Genomic DNA, 18,659 nt, shown 5'->3' on the forward strand with positions numbered 1-18,659 from the left:
ATGCTTGAGCTGAGTGTTTAGCAAATAACCTACTCATCCCCTGTATAGGTTATTAGGCACTTTTATTTAAAACGCATCCTAAAAACACATGGAGTTTCAGAGTGATATGAAGACAAGGAATGCAAAACTCGCGCTTGCAATAGGTATAGCGCTCAGCTCCCCTAAGTTATACGCCGCTGGATTTCAATTATCCGAACATTCAGCCGCTGGCCTAGGGCGCGCTAATGCAGGCGAAGCCGCCATAGCAGACAGTGCATCAGTAGTCGCACATAACCCTGCAGCCATTACGATGTTCGATTCTTGTCAATTGTCCGTAGGTGCTGCTTACATCATGCCAGAGGTTCGCGTAACCGGTAACGGACCTTCAGAATCCTTCAATAATCAGCTAACCAACAATGACGTCGTCGACAATGTGGTTGTGCCATCTTTTTATATCGCAGCCCCAATCAATGACTCGTGGTCATGGGGGCTTGGTATTTTCACTGACTTTGGTTTGGCAACCGAATACCCTGATGACTATTTAGCCGGACCGATTGGTGGGGAAACCAGTTTAGAAACGATTAATTTTAACCCTACCATCGCCTACCGAATCAACGAAGAGTTCAGCCTTGGTGTTGGCGCTAGCATTGTTTATGGTAAAGCCAAGCTCAGACGTACGTTGGGTATTCTTGCCGATGCCATCAATGCCGATACGGGTGCAAACTTTGCACGCACAGATATTGCAAAATCCTTAGATGGCGACGGATGGGGTTACGGTTTTAATCTTGGTGCACTTTGGGAGATCAACGAGAGGCACCGTTTCGGATTAAGCTATCGATCTAAAGTGGATGTGGATTTCGAAGGCGATTATTACTCAGATATTCCAAGTGCGATTTCGATGCCGGGTGAAACCGTGACGGGTGACCTAAACCTAAATCTGCCGAGCATTACTGAGTTCTCTGGTTTCCATCAGATTACCGATCCACTAGCTATTCACTACAGTGTGATGATGACGGGTTGGGATGTGTTTGAAGAAATCCGCGCCACCGTAGATGGGCAAGAAGTTCTGCAAAAGGATGAGAACTTCGAAAATGCCTTCAAATATGCGTTTGGGGCAACTTACCAACTCAACCCTTCCTTCACTCTGCGCGCTGGTATTGCTTACGACGAAACGCCTAACGTGAATGACAAGAGCATCAGCTTGCCAGATTCCGACCGAATCAATTACAGCTTTGGTGCCACGTACGCCTTCAATCAAAACAGTCGAATCGACTTTGGATTCACCTTTATTGATGCCGAAGAAGTCACGTTCACTGAGCCGCTTGAGCCGCACGCTCTACCGGGCGTTGATATCGCCTATCGCTCCGAAGGGGACGCCTACATATACGGAATCCAATACAACCACTCTTTCTAATTATTCCTGACTGAGTCAATAACACTAATTACAGGGAAGCAAATCATGCACGGAATAAACAAAACGGTTGTCGCTGCACTCATCAGTTCCAGTCTTTTGATGGGTTGTAACAGTGACGATTATGATGAACCGCAAACCTCTAGCGGTTATGAATTATCTGAATACGGTACACCAGAATTATGTGGCAACGGTCAGGAATGGGCGAGCGCGGAACAAGTCACCGCGATTGAAAACCTGGTCGAACTTGCCGAAGACAACAGCGTGGTAACACTGCCCGCCGGTTGTTTCAAAATGAACAATCAATTGACGGTCGATTCGAAGAATAACCTCGTGTTACGTGGTGCAGGTATCAACCAAACCTACCTCGACTTCAGTGGTGTAGACGGCAAAGATGGTATTGCCATCAGTGGTGGTTCGAACATCACCGTATCCGATCTCCAAATTGCAGAAGCCTCTAAGAACGGTCTTAAAGCTGACGGGGTCGAAGGCATCATTATTCGTGATGTCGCGGCGGTTTGGCTCGAAGTGCCTCGTGCACGTGACGAAGATGGTAACCTACGCGGTACTTACGGCATCTATCCAGTAAAATCTCAAAACGTCTTGATCGAAGATACGTGGAGTTACGGCAGTGCTGATGCGGGTATCTATGTGGGTCAAACCATCGGAGCGGTTATCCGTGACAACGTAGCGGAAAAGAACATCGCGGGTATCGAGATAGAAAACAGTTCAAATGTGGATGTCTACAACAACTTAGCGCTCGGAAACACGGGCGGTGTGCTGCTGTTTGACCTACCGGGCGCGACCACTATTGGTCGCTTAATTGATGATGTACGTATCTTTGATAACGTCATTCGTGACAACAACTTAGAGAACTACGTTGATACTACCTGTCAAAATGGGCTTGGCGGCTGTGGCGTGGTGGGCATCGTCCCTCCTGGTACTGGCGTTGTCATTCTGTCCGGACGTAATAGTGAGTTCTTCAACAACACGATTACTAACCACGACTCAATGGCACTTGCTATGACGAGTTACTTGTTGGTGAACGGCGATCCCAACGCTTACAGCCCACTCAATGGGACATCTGAAGGCAATGCAGTTATGCAGGGCTGGAACCCTGTTCCGACCAACATGTATTTCCACGACAACACCATTACCAACACGGGCGCCAATCCAAATGGTTCTCTGATTGAAGATATGATTTTAGCGTATACGTTAAATCATCAAGCCTTCCCTGCTCTGTTTTACGATGGCGCAGGCGAGTCACTGATTCGTTCACAAATGTTTGCACCATTGCGTGATGCGCTCAACGGTATGACAGGAACAACCAACTGGAATTACCTTACCGAGTTTACCGATGCAGATAGCAACTGTTTAGTGAACAATGGCGCAAGTGTTGGTGTATTGGTTGATAACATGGACCCAACCGCGATTGGTCGTTATGCAGAAAACCCAGCCAATGCAGATTTCTTATATGAGAACGAGCAAGCAACATTACTTACCGCAGGTTGTGATTCCAAGACACCATTAGACATCAATACCGTCACAATTAATGGCGTGGTGTATGGTTACAATCAAACCGAAGACGGAGCGACGGATCCTGATAATCCAGATACACCAAACGGTATCGTCGGCAACGCAAGCTGCACCCTAGATGACGTGACGGGTATTAACTGGGATGCGATTACTCGTGAAAGCGCGACATACGGTGAAAACTGTATGAGCTTGTCGCAATACAATCTGTTTGAAGATGCCAAAGATCCAACACAAAACCTCAACTTAGCGGCATCTGCGAAAGGTACTTTGTATGAGATGAACGTTGAACTCTTTACGGACTACGCACGCAAATACCGCTTTGTTGTGATGCCGATTGAGGCCTCTGCAAGCTATCGTGAGCAAGAGGTGTTCGACTTCCCAGTCGGTACCGTATTGATCAAAACCTTTGCGCTGCCTTCGAGTACTGAGAATGCTCGTGGTGAAAACGAAGAGCTCATTGAGACTCGCCTATTGATTCGTCGTGACAGCGGTTGGATTGCCCTGCCTTACGTCTGGAACGAAGACAAAACCGACGCTTACCTGACTGCGGTATCGGTACCCTTTGAGCGCAGCGTAATACATAACGGCGAAACGCTTAATTTCACTTATGAAGTACCAAGCCGAAATGAGTGTACATTGTGTCACAAAGTAGAATCTGATGTCTCCGATCCTACTGGTAACACACAGCCAAAAGGTTTCTCTCCGATTGGTCCTAAAGCACGTAACCTAAACAGTGTTCAGGATGTCTCTGATGGTTCACCAGTTAACCAGCTTGTGCATTGGGAAACGCTGGGGCTATTCACAGAAGCTTTACCAGATACGCCGGAGAACTTACCTAAGACCCCAGTGTTTGATACCGAAGCGGGAGCAAGTAATCTAACGGATGCTGAGCTACTGGATTACGCCAAAGCGTACCTTGATGTGAACTGTGCGCACTGCCACCGCACCGAAGGCAAAGCAGCGAGTAATCCATTCAAGTTTGAATACTGGCGTGAAGGTATCAGTGAAATGGGCATTTGTGCGCGTGGTATCACCTTCCACAAAGGTCCATCTCCGTACGTGATTGTACCAGGTGATCCAGAAAACTCTGTGCTGCACTACCGCATCAATGTCGACAACGGAAATATGATGCCAGAACTAGGCAGACACGTTGTTCACGATGAAGGTGTTCAGTTAATTGCCGATTGGATTAACTCGATTGATACCACAGGCTGGAACTGTGTAGAGTAATACATTCAATGGCTACCGGATGTTTAGGTAGCCATTAACACTGTTTCAATAATACGAATTAACAACAAACAAAAACCGCCTCACTGGGCGGTTTTCTTATTCTTGGGTGTTCCAATGTCAGTAGCGTTAACGCATAAAGAACTTTTGTAATGCTTTTATTGCCATGCCACGACGCTCCATCAACATTCCTACACGCGGTAACCACGTTGGTGTACTTAGAATGGTTTTGGCGTGACTAAAAGTTCTAAAGCCTTCTTCGCCATGGTAGTGACCGATACCAGATTCACCAATACCACCAAATGGCGCGTCTTCCGCGCCGACGTGCAAGATGGTGTCATTCACCCCAACCCCGCCACTGTGGGTATTACGGGTAATTCGCTCAATAACACTCTTATCTTCTGACATGATGTACAGCGCAAGTGGGCGTTGATTCTGATTGATGTAACTTATGACCTCTTGGATATCACGGTAAGGCTTGATTGGCATAAGAGGACCAAAAATCTCTTCCTGCATAATGGTCATCTCTTGCGAAACATTGGTCACTAGGTGCGGATATAATAGTCGGCCTTCTGCGCTCGTCTCGGACACGGTGTGTATTTCTGCGCCCTTGACTTTGGCATCTTCCAATACTGCCTTTAAGCGGTCGTGCTGACGTTGATTGATGATATGAGTAAAGCCTTGGTCGTTTTGACCTTTGAGGTACAGCGCTTCGAAACGTTGTAGAAACAGTGCGACAAACTCGTTGATTCTTCCCTCTGGTACAAAGGCATAGTCTGGCGCAACACAAATTTGTCCGGCATTGATGCATTTACCAAATAGAATCGCATCAACCGCTTTATTCAAGTTAGCGTCATCCGCCACGATGACTGGAGATTTACCACCGAGCTCCAACGTAATTGGGGTTAAGTTTTCCGCAGCAGCACGAGCAACTGCGCGACCCACATTGGTTGAACCGGTAAACAACAGATGATCAAACGGCAACTTACTGAACGCTTGAGCAACTTCCGCTTCGCCCTCTATGACCTCAACATCTTCAGGCAATGCTCGACAAATCTCAGAAATCACCTTGTTGGTCATCGGTGTAAATTCGCTGAGTTTCATCATCACTCGGTTACCTGCAGCAAGCGCAGTCACTAATGGCGATAGACTTAGAATGACTGGGAAGTTCCAAGGAGAGATGATGCCTACTACGCCAACCGGTTGGTATTCAACGGTGACTTTTGAAGGAGCAAGTAACAAACCTGCATGACGACGACTTGGCTTACACCATTTATTGAGGCGTTTTAGGGTGTAATTGATTTGCGCAACCGTCGGCAATACATCCGTCATTGCCGTATCAAATTCAGAGCGGTAACCAAAGTCGGCACTTAAGGCTTCCACCAGCCCTTGCTGGTTATTCAAGATAGTCTGCTTAAGAAGGTTAAGCTTCTGTTTTCTTACCTCTAAGATCGGATAAGGTTCGGCATTGTATGCGGCTTTGAGCTTATCCAATTTTTGTTGCAGCAGTTGACCAACTTCAACGTCGACGATCGCATTCATGATGTTCTCCTTGTGCACCCAATCAAGGGCAATGTCGCACTTATGTACGATTCAAAGTTAACACAAGGGCAACATTCTGACTATTAACGCAATAAGGAAGTTAGAGTTCAAACTCAGATTTGCTCTGGTTAAAGCGCAAGCTTCATTTTGTAATAAGCAACGTCAGATTTGTAGAAGCGCTCACCTTCAACGCGCATCCCAAACTTTTCGTAAAACGTCAGTGCTGATTCTCTCGCATCGCACCAGAAATACTCAACAGGTGAAAACTTAAAGCTTTCTAACACATATCGAATCATGGACGAGCCAATGCCCAGCGATTGATACTCGGGCAAAACAGCAAACTTACGCAATCGAGCTTGATTGTCATCTCGGTATATCGACGCCACCCCCACCAATACGTTGTCGACGAATGCGCCAAAATGCTCCGCTTCCTCGTCACCTTCTACTTGGCAATGTTCGATGGGTTTATTTGCCCATAGTACTTGATGGCGAATTGGCATCGCGTCTTGCCAAGTAATGGTATTAATGCTTATTTCCATTGCTCTTTTCCTTTCCAGCTCACTCACCCCTTTATATCGCCGCAACGAATTTTAAGCTACTACTTTCAATTACTTATTGTAGCCAGATCCAGCTCATAAATACCCAGTCGTTGAGAAGAATCTAGGGTTTCAAAATCATGTTCAACGTATTCCTTTAATATCGCACCAGCACGTTCTGCAATTTTGATGCTTGGTATATTGTCTTCCATACAATGGAACTGGATCACGCTAGCGCGCCCTCTTTGCTTGACGGACGGTATAATAACGGAGAGCACCTGGTGAACCACCCCATGACCGCGTCCAATCTCCGCTAGCCAGTAACCTATCTCGACAACTCGCGTATCTTCGTTCATACCTTTAACCCCTAGCACGCCAACAAATTGGTTATCCAGAAAAAGGGCAAACCAGTACGAATCGAGTGCAATGCTGTTGACCCGCTGTGAGATATAACGCAAGGCCTCTCTTCTATTCGTGACAAAGTCTGTCCAAGGTAGATATCGAGACAAGCTGTCACGGCTTTTATTGACTACTTCGAGCAGAACATTCGCGTGTTTTGCCAGCAAAGGCTCAATGGAAATACGCTCCGAAATTTGCAGTGTCTGATGTTGTTCATACCCTTGGTACATAGTGATTCCGTAGTTAACTTTGCTTAATCAAAGTGAAAGGTGTCGGTTCGCTTTCAACATAGTGCTTCCATACATGCTCGTACAGGTGGTGTTGATTGGCAAATGGCGCGAGCTGTTTTGCTTCTTCCAACGTGCACCAGCGGTAATCGCTGTGCTCATGATTTAGCGTTACAGTTTGATTCGGCTTACAGAACAAAACAAAGCAAGGGATAACCATGATTCGATTCTTGTGCGCCTCATAAAACTGTTCGAGAAAGTCTGCGCTATGAAGCTCGACATCTTCGATTTGTGTTTCTTCCTTAAGCTCTCGTACGATGGTTTGCCAGCCAGCTTCGCCCTCTTCGACGCCACCAGCGACATGACACCAATAGCCACCTTTCACTCGCTCTAGCAACAGCATTTTCTTTATGCCGTCGAACTCAGAAATCACCACACCAGACACATGCGTTGCTTGAATAGGAATCATGCATTTTCCTTATAGATTTATTGTTTTCAATCAGAACGGGACAGTCTACCTTGTATCATGCGGATAAGGGGGCTTAATCACAAGGTGCTGATCTTTTTGTGAGTTTAGTGTGCTAAAGTGCGATCTCCCGCAATAAACGAGCAGTAAGATGCCTAACTCACTCAACTCAATGGTTCCGATTGGCGTGCGCTTTATGGTGCTGTCCGCTTTTGGTTTTGCACTGATGTCCGCAACGGTAAAGCACGTTAGCTTACACGGTATACCTGTATTTGAAATCGTAGCTGCTAGGGCTCTGGTTTCGCTAGTGATCAGCTATCTCGATGTAAAACGCAAAGGCATTTCAGTTTGGGGTAATAATAAGCCCTTGCTCTTTGCTCGCGGTGCCGTTGGAACCATGGCTTTGATGTGTGTGTACTATTCTGTTACAACGCTACCATTAGCTGAAGCAACCATTTTTCAGTATATCCACCCAGTATTTACTGCCTTACTTGCCGTTTTCTTCCTTAAAGAACGAATCCAATTCTCTACGTTTATTTGTATCGCCCTTTGTTTACTTGGGGTATACGTCATGGTGAGACCGGAAACCGGTCCAGACGCGGAGCATGCCTTACCAATGTTCAGTGTGATGATCGCTATCTTAGGTGCGTTTGGTAGCTCTATCGCCTATGTAATCGTGCGTAAGCTAAGCCAGACCGAAGACAGCTCCGTCATCATCTTTTACTTTCCTTTAGTGGCATTGCCTACATCGATTCTTTTGATTGGAGATCAATTCGTCATGCCAGATTTGTATCTAACCATGATGCTCGTTTTGGTCGGTGTATTTACTCAGGTCGGGCAACTAGGATTAACGAAGGCAATGCAAACGCAGGAAGCCGGGAAAGCCTCAGCTTACTCATACGTTCAGATCATATTTTCTATCATGTTGGGTATCGTCTTCTTTGGTGAACTGCCTTCCGCATGGACATACTTAGGCGGCGCATTGATTGTAACGGGAGCTCTAATTAATGTCTTTGGTCAACATCTAGTACTGTTTATGAGAAAGCGCTCGTAAACTCTCACATGCTTAGGGCTTCTCATCATTCAAATAGCAAAAGCCAGAGCAGAACTCTGGCTTTTCTTTCACCTGTGATTCAAAGGTTAAGCTGCGAACTTCAAACCCGCGATACCTGCAACAATGAGCAGTAAACTGATAAGCTTAATTAACGTCGCTGGTTCATCAAATAAATAGATACTGGCAATTGCGGTACCTATCGCGCCAATACCGACCCAAACTCCATAAGCCACACCTAGCGGTAACGTTCTAAGCGCGATACCCAGTAACCAAAAGCTTAACCCCATAAACCCAATAGTGAATGCAGATGGTGCAAGCTTACTAAAACCTTCGGTGTATTTGAGCCCAACTGCCCATGCGACTTCGCATAGACCTGCAAGAAAAAGAATTGCCCAAGCCATTGAGAGATTCCAAATGATTGGGGTCGTCCCCGATAGTGATGAGAGCGGTGAGGTCGTCCTCACTTCTTGTGAGCGCGCATTATAACCAAAAGACTAAATACAAAAAACACAGAAACAAAAAGGCTCTGAACAGTATCAGAGCCTTTGAGATCGACAGCAACGTCTATGGTTTCAGTATTGTAAAGACTCGACCATCACTCAGGGTAAAGTTAACGGAACTGGTTTTCTTCGGAATACCACTCAATACACACTCAGTATCAGATTTACATACATCGCCAAGAGACCAATAGCCCTCCATCAATCCCGAACCAGTGACTCGAGCAGTCCACGTTTTCCCGTTGTTTGTCGAGGTCGTTGTCACATCACTTTCTGGTGGAGGCGGCGGCGCTTCCTCCTCAACGTAGGTTGCTGTCACAGAAAGATTACTGTATGCCGCATAAGCATAAACACCAATGTGCCACGTACCTGTACTTGGTGATGCTAAGGTACAACTCTCATTGCTGTTACTACTATAAGAGCGACAATCATAATCCGATTCTGAAGGCGCACTGCCCAATTTAACGTATAAATCGGCATCGCCATTACTGCCCGAAGTCACGACATTAAGTTCTGTTACTCCACTTGGCACATCAATGGTGAAACAACGCCATTGACCTGTCGAAGCAGAGTCAACCGACGACCCTACACCATTTACCAATACTGTGATGTCACAAGATGTCACTGGTGGTTCAACAACACCGCCGCTTGTAGAGACCCCAACTTGTGCGAATGCATTAGTAATGTCCGTACCGGAATAACCTAACGCTTGTGCAGCAGCTAACACACCAGCAGCAGCTGAATCATAAGTCGCATCAGGCGTCCAATAGTTCTGGTTTGCGTAAGCAAAAGTCACAAAGGCTCTTTGTGTCCCCCAACCATATTCGGTTGCAAGTAAATAAAACGCCTTGTTAAACACCCCACTCGAGTAATGCACATCCATACCACTGACATAGTCGGAAGCATGACCGATTGAGCGTCCATCTAGAGGCGGATTGTCCATGTATCGCAACGCGCCGTTAGCGGATTTGCGAATGTCATAACCGACTTTCCAATCATTGCTGCCTCGTGAATAAAACTCAGCGGCCTCACCAGCAATATCTGAAAACGCTTCATTGATACCACCCGATTGTTCGGAATAAATGAGGTTCGAATTTTGTTCCGTAAAACCATGGCTGACCTCATGAGCGGAAACGTCCAAACTCACAAGCGGATAAAAATAAGTATCGCCATCGCCAAAGGTCATGCTAGAGCCATTCCAAAAGGCATTTTCATAACGTTTTCTGTAATGGACGCGCATCTCTAATTGGAAAGTCAATGGTGCGATACCCAGCCAATCTCGGTACATGTCGTACACGACTTTACCGAAATAGTGGGCATCATTAAGAGGGCTGTAAGCACCATTGATTTGCTTTACAGTATTAGTTGGGCAAGTAAATGTATGAGTGCTGCCTGAAGTGCGGCCATTCAAGTTGACTGTCTTGACCACACCATCGATATCCATAATACAAGTGCTGCCAGATTGCTGGACATTTAACGATTCGTAATCAACACCGTATTGATACTCACCAATTTTGAGGTTTCCGCCGGGACCATCAGCACTGGCATGAGCTAATCCTTCATACTGATGCAAAATTTTGCCAGTGTGCGCATCAACTAAAAACGTTGGCCTTGTCGGTTTATGAGCTTTTTCAGAGTCGGCAAAAAAGCGAATCTCATAAGCCAAATGAGCAACATTATTGTTATCAACGTAGATGGTTAACGCCTGCTTTTGGTCTTCAATCTGATAGCCATCTGAGACAAATTGTTTTTGAACTCTGGCCTTTGCTTCTGCCGCTTTAAGCGATGGTGACACATTGGAAATATCACTAGTGATGTCTTTAACCAACGTCCCGTTGATTCGCTGTATTTTGCCATTGATATCTCGGTGAACAACAATCTGCTTCCCCCATAATGGTATGCCTTTGTACGTTTGCCTGTAGCGGGTATGCAGGTAGCCATTTTTTCCTTGGTTGGATTGAATTTTCTCTACGTTATGCTCTTTTTGAAGCCCCAAAGCCTTACCGACATTTTGGGTTGAAGACTGATTGCGCTTTTCAAGAGCAACGAGATATCCATGGTTATTTTCTAATCTTTCTGGTTTTGCGGAAAAAGAATAAGGTGAAAAACATATTGCTGAGAGAAGGATTGTCGTCGCGACAACTCTGTAACGATGAGGTGCTACTGTTTCCATCATTTGATCCCCGGTCTTATTAACTAAGCACAGCCAACCTGACAGAGTTGAACGTCTACGTGTAAATAGCGTTATTTTGTAGTTATTTGAGTGGTTATCTATAGTGATTCTAGTTGGCGGTTTCAATAAATCCACCCAATGATTTCATGTTAATCAAATCACTTAATCATCGATATTTAACAGTTTGAATATAACCTTCTGGTGTTGAAAACGATGCATTCGCCTCACAAATCACAAATAAACTGGTTACATATGCAAATACGCAATCGATTGTGTGACAAAGATCGCTTACAAATGCTACTGATAACTTTAGTATTTGCGCGAATCCAATTATAAGGTATGACATACCCATGAAACATTTCAAAACTCCCTTAGCTCTCCTTATTGGCGCAGCACTCTTAACTGGCTGTGATGATGACGATATCAAATATGTTCAACCTCAAGACGTAAAGATCGCCACTTATAACCTTTCTTTTGATCGCAGTACGTTTGAAGACCTTGTAGCAGAAATGCAAGTTGAGCCAGCAAAACAAACGGAACTTGTCACCGCTTACCTTGATGGCACCATCGCAGATGAAGATAAAACAATGGCTGAAAAAGTCATTCAAATCCGTAACGTGGCAGCTATTATTCAGAAAAACCGTCCTGACGTGCTAATGATGGCAGAGTTCAACAACGATGGTACTGGCGAAGATAAAGTGGCACTGGAAGGCTTCCAGAAGAACTACCTATCTATCGCACAAAGCCTTGAAGGCGCAGGCGGCGACGCAAACCTTGAGCCAATCGAATACCCTTACGCAGAATCTTACTCAACAAACACGGGCTTAAACAGCGGCCTTGACCTAGACAACAACGGCACCGCAGGTCAACTTCCTGGCGATGCGTGGGGCTTTGGTTTCTACCACGGCCAGTATGCGTTCGCTTTGATGTCTAAATACAAGATCGATACAGAAAACACACGTACTTTCCAAGAATTCAAATGGAAAGACATGGAAGGTGCTCAAATCCCAACGATTACAATCTGTGACGGTTCGCAAACTATCCCTGATGGCATGGAGTGTGGAGACGACTGGTACACTGCAGATGAGTGGGATGTCGTTCGCCTGTCTTCTAAAAACCACGTAGACGCACCAATTATCATCCCTACAGAGAAAGGTGATGAAGTTATTCACTTACTAATGTCTCACCCTACTCCTCCTGTTTTTGATCCAGGTAAAAACAAAGTACAAAATGGTGCTGAAGTTGAATTCTGGCATCACTATGTACAAGGCAAAGAGTACTTCTACGATGACGCAGGAAACAAAGGTGGTCTAGCGGAAGGTGCGAAGTTTGTAATGATGGGCGACCAAAACCTAGATCCATTGGATGGCGACGGCTTTAGCGACATCATGCAAGCATTCCACAATGACCCACTGGTAAACCAAGATGTGATGAATGGTGAGCTTTACCCAACAAGCTTTGGCGCAGCTGAGCATGCCGTAGACAAGAACTCTACGCACCCAATTCCAAACCGCATCACGTCTACGTTCGGTCTTGGTGTTGACTATGCAATGCCATCAGCAAACCTAAACGTTGTGGACTCTGGTGTTTACTGGGCCGCATCATACGAAGAAGGTCGTAAACTGTTCAACGATGCTCGCATCGGCAAGTACGGTAACGGTAAAGATGTCTCTTCTGACCACCGTATGATCTGGATTAAAGCTCAGTTCTAAGCACTGCTGTTCTTACATTTAGATACAACAAAGCCTCGGTTAATACCGAGGCTTTTTACTGTTCAGAACTCAGACTACCAACGGTAAGTGATTGATACACCGACGTCTTCACTCGTTACCCAAGGGACAAGCTGTACATTTTCATCATAAGCATCAGTAAATACATACGCACTTAAGGTACCAAGTGCTGCTCCAGCAAGTACATCGCGCCAGTAATGCTTCTTCGCTTCAACTCGCCCAACACCGACTAACGCAGCAACACCATAAGCAGGTAAACCCGCTTCCCAGCCATAACGCAAATAAAGGTTCGTTGCCGAAGCGAAAGCGTTGGCAGTATGGTTGGAAGGAAAACTGTCATTGCCACTTTTATCTGGGCGTTCCGCATCAATGGTTGTTTTGCCAATTAAGCCAATCCCAGAGGCGGCGCCAATACTAAAGCCTGCTTGCCAAAATCCTTCCCAATCTCCTTTGTAGGCTGGTACCGCGGCCGCAGTTGCAACCAACCCATAAGCACCAATATCGGTAAGCACATCCCAATCCTTTTCGCTCATTGCATTTACCGATTGCGCAGCAAAAATAGAGACAACACCAACTAAACGTACAACTTTCTTCATTAATACAACCAATTAGACTTCATATGCGCGCGAAAACTATCACAGCTTTCGACATTATTCGACTGGAAACTGTAACAATTAAAACGTGAATTGATTGTGAAAAAAAAGCCAACCACAAAACTTGTGATTGGCTGTGTATACGTGTGAACAATCTGGTCCACTAACAACGTCAGTTGGCTAGGTGACCCTCGGCTTAAAAGGGTCATAAGTACTACAGCATTCGCCGTGCCAACTTACAGGTGCAATAAAACCAATTGTTATTTAATCACTTGCAGTAAAACTCAATTAACAACACCTGCCTTTACATTAAATTGAGTGCATTATGCGAACATCTCTTTGCAAATCGCAATCACTTGCTTTGCAAAACTTACGGCTTACGAGCAAGATCCCGAGCTAAAATAAGCGCTAACCCAAATATCTGAAGAAACAAGCCTATGCTTTTGTACCAAGCAATCTTTTCTTCCAAGGTTGACATCACTTCGCTAATCTCTAAGTTCTCTAGATAGTAACTGTCGATTCGCTCTCTATCATTGCTCTGGGCTTGGTTGATCTCCGACATCAAATTCGATAATTGCGAGACGTTTATAGCACTGACTTTCTTACCTGTCCAAGCTGACAAATGCCCTTGTAAAACTTGACTCACCTCTTCAGATGGCAATTCGAACTGAGCAAGGTGTAAGTGCAATAACAACACTTCCCGCTTCCTTTCTAGCGTTTCAACGCTGTCCCAAGCCAACTGTATCGAATAGAGGTTCTCAGCCTTTTTCTCCGCGAGTAGTCCCGTTTCTTTACCCAATTTATCTAACACGACACTGGTTAGAATAATTGCCGCAATGTTGAGTATTAATCCAACAAGAACAAGCGACCATGCTGGAGGTAAATAGGTCGATTTTTTTACCATAAGTTTCCGTAGGGTAAATAGATTAAGTTAAGAGCCACTAAACCAATCATAGTAAAGAAGGTTAACTTCATCCCTGTCACTCGACCTTTTAGGTCTTCTGCTAATATTCCTCTGGCATGAATGACACGCCCAATAACAAAAGCAATACCAGCAAGATGTATCCATAAAACCGATGCACCATTGTATTCCAGTAGGGCCATTAGAATCAGAGTTATAGGTATGTATTCACTGGCGTTACTTTGGGCACTGCGAGCGATTTGAAGAGACTCAACACCACCATCCGCATAAGCGATTTTGTTGCTGCGACGTTGTTTTATGACTTGAAAAGCAAGCCAGATGAGCAGTAGAGCGAGAGCGGACGCGTAGAGAGCGGTAATCATAAAACTTCCTTCTTTAGATATTGTTATGTTCGAACACTTGCACAGTACCAGCATTCTTTCGAGGCTAACTATACCCAAGTAACCGTGAGATGCTTGGTTGAGCGAGGATCACTTGGGTATACATCTTATATAAGCCAGTTCTATGAATCCAAAGAAGGAATTGACTAAAGTGAGTGGTTTGCCAACTTTTTACGTTTCGATCGCTTTACAACGCCTTCACAAATAGTGAACAACAGACCAACCCAAATAAAGGCAAAAGTCACTGCTTTTACACTATCGAACAACTCACCAAAAAAGACCACGGCCAACACGAATTGAAGGCTCGGTTCAATGTATTGCATCAGACCAACAGTAGACAAGTTAGTGATACGAATCGCGATTGAGTAGAAGATCAATGGTAATATGGTCACTGGCGCACTTCCTAAATAAAGCATGAAAGTCGTCATATCTACCGTAGACGTCAACTCACCTACAGACCACTGCTTGATCAATAAATACGCTACCGCAAAAGGCGTAAGAACCACAGCCTCTATAAATAAAGTTGTGCTCCAATCAAATTTAATTTTCTTCTTAAACAGGCCATAAAGTGAGAAGAACATCCCCATTGTAAGAGCCACTAACGGTAACTGGCCGTATTGAATCACTTGGTACATCACACCAACCGTCACCAATAGAATCGCAGTAAACTGCCCTTTTGAGAGCTTGTCGCCTAAGACAAAGACTCCCAGAGCTACCGAAATTAGAGGACCAATGAAGAAACCCAAACTCGCATCAATGACTCGGTTATTCGTTAACGCCCATGTAAACGCAACCCAAGAGATACACATCAAACTGCTCGCCACAAACGTATAGCAAAGCGATTTTTTATCTTGCCAAATCACATTCCAGTTGGGCTTGTGACGAGTAATTGCAAGCACCAAAATAAAGCCTACAGGCACAGAACCAATAATACGTAGCGCTAATAGCTCATCCATTGACGCATTTGGCAGGAAGCGATAATAAACAGGCAGCAATCCCCAAATAATGAAAGATAGTGCAGCCATAAAATTGCCGTAACGACTGTTATTCATAACTAACTCGACAAATAAAAAGTGACGCGATTCTATAGAGCAAAGTAAGTTTGTAAAGTGAATTTGAGAACGAAGATCCGCTATTACAGGGCTAGACCTTGAATCACTGCCGTAATACCGCTGACAAAACAGAGTGTCAGCGCGCCAAAGCGAATTTTTTCTTTTGGTAAAGTTTGCGTTGTTTTAATTGCTAACCAGTAACCAAGAGCCCCCGCGGGTAAAAGCGGTAAAGTGATCACCAAATGGTGAAGTGTGAAGAATCCAACCGGAATTTGCACCACTAGCGAGATAATAGAGCTAAAAACAAAGAAAGCAGAAAGATTACCGCGTAACTGGTTGGCTTCTTGATGTTGCAGCAACAAAGCCATTGGAGGTCCACCAATTGCAGAACTTGTACCAAATAAGCCAGAGAAGAAACCAGCAAACGTCATACGACCCGGAGTCGGCTCTATACGAAATGGAAGAACACTGACTGCCACGGCAAAAAGTACAAGAAAACCAATCCAAAGCGTGAGAGCTTCTGTGGAAACAAAAAACAGTAGCGCCCCACCCGCTAACGATCCAGGAATTCGACCAATTAGCGCCATCTTTAAACCGCCAATTTCAACGCTGCTACGATGCTTCATCGCATTCATCAAAGAAATAAATAGCGCAACAAGGCAAATTGGAGCAGGCACATATTCCGGGGCCCAAAGAATAAGTAAGGGCGCAGCCACAATAGCCAAGCCGAAACCGATAGCAGTTTGTACGTAAGAACCGAGGAATATCAGTCCCATAGCAAGCAAATTAGTAGAATCGAAATCCATCGACGTTATCTTATATATGATGTAGTTATTGGAGATTTAATTAAATATAAATTACTTATAAATAATAATTTCTCACCCCGTGTAGAATTCATCAAAGTTATTAAAAAAACAATCAAAATATTTCCTGTTCAGCGTTCAATCCTTCTTTTATTTTCTTTCTGTTTTTCACTATTCAGAAGGTTAGCTGAAGCAGTATAATCGACGCCAGCAATAGAGTGATTGCACTAATCGGTATCGCTTGTTGTGGTCAATAATAGTCTATAGCACCAATAAAATAATAAATATTAGACTATCGTATCAACCAAACTTAAAGATGGTTTATGAATAAAAAATCCGGTTTTACTTTAATTGAGCTTGTTGTTGTGATCGTTATATTGGGAATCCTAGCAGTTACGGCTGCGCCGCGATTCCTTAATTTGCAAGATGATGCGAGACAAGCGAGGTTGGAAGGAATGAGAGGAGCGATGGCTTCTGCCTTTGATATGGGTTATGGCAAGCTTGCTATTGCAGGGTTGGAGCATAAAGCCTATGTATCAAATAAAACTGCCGACTCTTCAGGGGATGGCCCTTATGACCTTCCATTTGATCACTGTGGTTCTGGTGACTACTGCGTATTCCGCTACGGCTATCCGGATGCGGATCAACATTCACTAATCCCGTTACTGCCAAACTTGGCGCAAACTGATTCTGATTGGCAAATTAAAGTCAATCCAGATGATAGTACTGAGGTACTAGTTTATGAACAAGGTAATAAAGATACATCACAATGTTCAATCAGATACGCTGCACCAAGTAGTGATACTTCAGGCTATAGGATGATACTAAATCCTTGCGACTAATGAAGTCTCGCTGCCATGATGTGGCAAGCGGTGCGGTATTAATACATACACGAGCTAGGTTAATTCAATGCATTATTCTACTCGTGTATACTCAAGTAACCTCGAAATGCTTGGTTCAGCGAGAATGACTTGGTTTGAAGGCGAAGCAACAACCTGAAAAGAGCTAGCTATTCCGCTTCGTTGTTTTCCTTGCCTACTTTCGGTAAGCAGGGAATCAATGACAACGCTCTGAACCCTGCATCTTGAAGTCACTTGAGTATATATTCTGTTCAATACGAAAAGGAAATACCACTAGGCTAACGCCAACCCACCGCTCCCTACTAGTAAAGGCATAAAAGCGAAAAACACATCGAAATACTCACTTCTCTTCGATAACCTAATTAATATTGGTGCTGAGAAGAACATAACAATCAAATACTGAAGAACGTAACCCTGAGGGATCAATAACAGCATACTTACATGCGAAAACAAATGTGCCAGCACACACCAATAGTGGGGTTTAGTACGCAGTACCAAAGCAAACGTAAATATAAAACTAATAACAATCGGCATACTACATCTATATGATAATAATTCTCACTTGCATTATAGTGTAGATAATCACTCAGGTTCAACTCATAAGGGACAATTAGTTCACAATTCCTTACGGATACAAACTCAGGACGCCCCCCCCCTCCTCAATAGCATGCGCTAAACAAAGGTTCATGTTCAAAGTGTTTCTATCAACTAAGCAGATAAATACCCTCTTACTATTAATCAACATAATAAGTAAAACTATCAATGATTTTTCTCTTAAACGTTTGCGTAATCGCTAACCTTCTCTTAACCTCTAATTGAGGCTTTCATCACGGTTTTTCCATTGCTATAGTTAACCCATCAAAACGAACAAGACCATTCGAGGCATGGAGCTTCCTCACTAATCTCAAGATGAGAAGAATTGGTACCGACAGAATTCGGCAGATTTAGAGGGTCAAATAATGGAAATGAATATGGTTGAAATTTTGGGTTATGCAGCTTCAATCATGGTTGCAATTTCGCTAACAATGAAAGATATCGTTAAGCTTCGTATTCTTAACTTTGTTGGCTGTGCACTGTTCACCGCTTACGGTCTAATGATTGATTCATGGCCTGTAGTACTGACTAACGGCTTCATCGCGTGTGTTAACGTGTACTTCCTTGCAAAAATGCAGCAGGAAAAAAAAAGCCTAACGCCTGAAAAAGCGTAAAAATTTAGTTTTAAAAAGGCCCGCTAGGTGAATAACCAGCGGGCCTTTTTCGTTCTAACGCATC

17 protein-coding genes are annotated in these 18,659 nt (G+C 44.3%); 6 read left to right on the plus strand and 11 right to left on the minus strand.

The genetic code is table 11. From position 1 onward, the window contains the following. Positions 1–106: 106 nt before the first annotated feature. Positions 107–1,393: an outer membrane protein transport protein gene (locus tag BSZ04_RS00375; RefSeq protein WP_088879159.1), complete on the plus strand. Its 1,287-nt coding sequence runs from the start codon at positions 107–109 to the stop codon at positions 1,391–1,393. Positions 1,394–1,438: 45 nt separating this feature from the next. Then, positions 1,439–4,156, plus strand: a complete 2,718-nt coding sequence (locus tag BSZ04_RS00380; protein ID WP_088879160.1) for an SO2930 family diheme c-type cytochrome — start codon at positions 1,439–1,441, stop codon at positions 4,154–4,156. Positions 4,157–4,282: 126 nt separating this feature from the next. Here BSZ04_RS00380 and BSZ04_RS00385 read toward each other — a convergent pair whose 3' ends face one another. From BSZ04_RS00385 to BSZ04_RS00400, 4 genes are all read right to left on the minus strand, one after another. Next, positions 4,283–5,695, minus strand: a complete 1,413-nt coding sequence (locus BSZ04_RS00385; RefSeq protein WP_088879161.1) for a coniferyl aldehyde dehydrogenase — start codon at positions 5,693–5,695, stop codon at positions 4,283–4,285. A 128-nt stretch (positions 5,696–5,823) separates the two neighbouring features. Beyond that, on the minus strand, positions 5,824–6,234 hold the full coding sequence (locus tag BSZ04_RS00390) for a GNAT family N-acetyltransferase (RefSeq protein WP_047482011.1): 411 nt from the start codon (positions 6,232–6,234) through the stop codon (positions 5,824–5,826). A 65-nt stretch (positions 6,235–6,299) separates the two neighbouring features. Further along, complete coding sequence (locus BSZ04_RS00395) at positions 6,300–6,860, minus strand: GNAT family N-acetyltransferase (protein WP_088879162.1); 561 nt, start codon at positions 6,858–6,860, stop codon at positions 6,300–6,302. 13 nt (positions 6,861–6,873) lie between these two features. Beyond that, a complete protein-coding gene (locus tag BSZ04_RS00400) occupies positions 6,874–7,326 on the minus strand; it encodes an NUDIX hydrolase (protein WP_088879163.1) in 453 nt (150 codons plus the stop codon). A gap of 148 nt (positions 7,327–7,474) precedes the next feature. Here BSZ04_RS00400 and BSZ04_RS00405 point away from each other — a divergent pair, with 148 nt between their 5' ends. After that, a complete protein-coding gene (locus tag BSZ04_RS00405; RefSeq protein ID WP_045384932.1) occupies positions 7,475–8,377 on the plus strand; it encodes a DMT family transporter in 903 nt (300 codons plus the stop codon). Between the two features lie 86 nt (positions 8,378–8,463). Here the strand turns inward: BSZ04_RS00405 and BSZ04_RS00410 are convergent, their stop codons facing one another. Next, positions 8,464–8,778 carry a DMT family transporter gene (locus BSZ04_RS00410; protein WP_010452144.1) on the minus strand — a complete coding sequence of 105 codons (315 nt, stop codon included), beginning with the start codon at positions 8,776–8,778 and terminating at the stop codon, positions 8,464–8,466. Positions 8,779–8,941: 163 nt separating this feature from the next. Continuing rightward, complete coding sequence (locus tag BSZ04_RS00415; protein WP_088879164.1) at positions 8,942–11,047, minus strand: M4 family metallopeptidase; 2,106 nt, start codon at positions 11,045–11,047, stop codon at positions 8,942–8,944. A 350-nt stretch (positions 11,048–11,397) separates the two neighbouring features. Here BSZ04_RS00415 and BSZ04_RS00425 point away from each other — a divergent pair, with 350 nt between their 5' ends. Further along, entirely contained in the window at positions 11,398–12,759 is a 1,362-nt protein-coding gene (locus BSZ04_RS00425) for an endonuclease/exonuclease/phosphatase family protein (protein ID WP_038887239.1), read from the plus strand. Positions 12,760–12,833: 74 nt separating this feature from the next. Here BSZ04_RS00425 and BSZ04_RS00430 read toward each other — a convergent pair whose 3' ends face one another. From BSZ04_RS00430 to BSZ04_RS00450, 5 genes are all read right to left on the minus strand, one after another. After that, positions 12,834–13,373, minus strand: a complete 540-nt coding sequence (locus BSZ04_RS00430) for a phosphatase PAP2 family protein (protein WP_162531017.1) — start codon at positions 13,371–13,373, stop codon at positions 12,834–12,836. A gap of 367 nt (positions 13,374–13,740) precedes the next feature. Next, the gene (locus BSZ04_RS00435; RefSeq protein WP_088879166.1) at positions 13,741–14,274 is read right to left on the minus strand and encodes a DNA mismatch repair protein; all 534 of its coding nucleotides are present in this window, start codon (positions 14,272–14,274) and stop codon (positions 13,741–13,743) included. Next, positions 14,268–14,654: an MAPEG family protein gene (locus BSZ04_RS00440; RefSeq protein ID WP_038887234.1), complete on the minus strand. Its 387-nt coding sequence runs from the start codon at positions 14,652–14,654 to the stop codon at positions 14,268–14,270. The genes BSZ04_RS00435 and BSZ04_RS00440 overlap by 7 nt, the downstream gene beginning before the upstream one ends. A 164-nt stretch (positions 14,655–14,818) precedes the next feature. Beyond that, complete coding sequence (rarD, locus tag BSZ04_RS00445; RefSeq protein WP_088879167.1) at positions 14,819–15,724, minus strand: EamA family transporter RarD; 906 nt, start codon at positions 15,722–15,724, stop codon at positions 14,819–14,821. A gap of 83 nt (positions 15,725–15,807) precedes the next feature. Continuing rightward, positions 15,808–16,530, minus strand: coding sequence for a sulfite exporter TauE/SafE family protein (locus tag BSZ04_RS00450; protein ID WP_088879168.1), 723 nt, complete (start codon positions 16,528–16,530; stop codon positions 15,808–15,810). A gap of 320 nt (positions 16,531–16,850) precedes the next feature. On the opposite strand from BSZ04_RS00450, the gene BSZ04_RS00455 reads away from it, so the two are divergent. Together BSZ04_RS00455 and BSZ04_RS00465 are read left to right on the plus strand one after the other, a co-directional pair. Further along, positions 16,851–17,369 (plus strand): type II secretion system protein, encoded by a 519-nt coding sequence (locus tag BSZ04_RS00455; protein ID WP_088879169.1) that lies wholly within the window; start codon positions 16,851–16,853, stop codon positions 17,367–17,369. 977 nt (positions 17,370–18,346) lie between these two features. Further along, entirely contained in the window at positions 18,347–18,595 is a 249-nt protein-coding gene (locus BSZ04_RS00465) for a YgjV family protein (RefSeq protein WP_010452360.1), read from the plus strand. Positions 18,596–18,659: the final 64 nt, after the last annotated feature.

The sequence above is a fragment of the Vibrio rotiferianus genome (assembly GCF_002214395.1).
GTDB lineage: Bacteria > Pseudomonadota > Gammaproteobacteria > Enterobacterales > Vibrionaceae > Vibrio > Vibrio rotiferianus.

What these genes read in the sequence shown, in the direction of transcription:
- BSZ04_RS00375 (WP_088879159.1), top strand. Translation starts at nt 107, where the DNA reads ATGAAGACAAGGAATGCAAAACTCGCGCTTGCAATAGGTATAGCGCTC.
- BSZ04_RS00380 (WP_088879160.1), top strand. Translation starts at nt 1,439, where the DNA reads ATGCACGGAATAAACAAAACGGTTGTCGCTGCACTCATCAGTTCCAGT.
- BSZ04_RS00385 (WP_088879161.1), bottom strand. Translation starts at nt 5,695, where the DNA reads ATGAATGCGATCGTCGACGTTGAAGTTGGTCAACTGCTGCAACAAAAA.
- BSZ04_RS00390 (WP_047482011.1), bottom strand. Translation starts at nt 6,234, where the DNA reads ATGGAAATAAGCATTAATACCATTACTTGGCAAGACGCGATGCCAATT.
- BSZ04_RS00395 (WP_088879162.1), bottom strand. Translation starts at nt 6,860, where the DNA reads ATGTACCAAGGGTATGAACAACATCAGACACTGCAAATTTCGGAGCGT.
- BSZ04_RS00400 (WP_088879163.1), bottom strand. Translation starts at nt 7,326, where the DNA reads ATGATTCCTATTCAAGCAACGCATGTGTCTGGTGTGGTGATTTCTGAG.
- BSZ04_RS00405 (WP_045384932.1), top strand. Translation starts at nt 7,475, where the DNA reads ATGCCTAACTCACTCAACTCAATGGTTCCGATTGGCGTGCGCTTTATG.
- BSZ04_RS00410 (WP_010452144.1), bottom strand. Translation starts at nt 8,778, where the DNA reads ATGGCTTGGGCAATTCTTTTTCTTGCAGGTCTATGCGAAGTCGCATGG.
- BSZ04_RS00415 (WP_088879164.1), bottom strand. Translation starts at nt 11,047, where the DNA reads ATGGAAACAGTAGCACCTCATCGTTACAGAGTTGTCGCGACGACAATC.
- BSZ04_RS00425 (WP_038887239.1), top strand. Translation starts at nt 11,398, where the DNA reads ATGAAACATTTCAAAACTCCCTTAGCTCTCCTTATTGGCGCAGCACTC.
- BSZ04_RS00430 (WP_162531017.1), bottom strand. Translation starts at nt 13,373, where the DNA reads ATGAAGAAAGTTGTACGTTTAGTTGGTGTTGTCTCTATTTTTGCTGCG.
- BSZ04_RS00435 (WP_088879166.1), bottom strand. Translation starts at nt 14,274, where the DNA reads ATGGTAAAAAAATCGACCTATTTACCTCCAGCATGGTCGCTTGTTCTT.
- BSZ04_RS00440 (WP_038887234.1), bottom strand. Translation starts at nt 14,654, where the DNA reads ATGATTACCGCTCTCTACGCGTCCGCTCTCGCTCTACTGCTCATCTGG.
- rarD (WP_088879167.1), bottom strand. Translation starts at nt 15,724, where the DNA reads ATGAATAACAGTCGTTACGGCAATTTTATGGCTGCACTATCTTTCATT.
- BSZ04_RS00450 (WP_088879168.1), bottom strand. Translation starts at nt 16,530, where the DNA reads ATGGATTTCGATTCTACTAATTTGCTTGCTATGGGACTGATATTCCTC.
- BSZ04_RS00455 (WP_088879169.1), top strand. Translation starts at nt 16,851, where the DNA reads ATGAATAAAAAATCCGGTTTTACTTTAATTGAGCTTGTTGTTGTGATC.
- BSZ04_RS00465 (WP_010452360.1), top strand. Translation starts at nt 18,347, where the DNA reads ATGGAAATGAATATGGTTGAAATTTTGGGTTATGCAGCTTCAATCATG.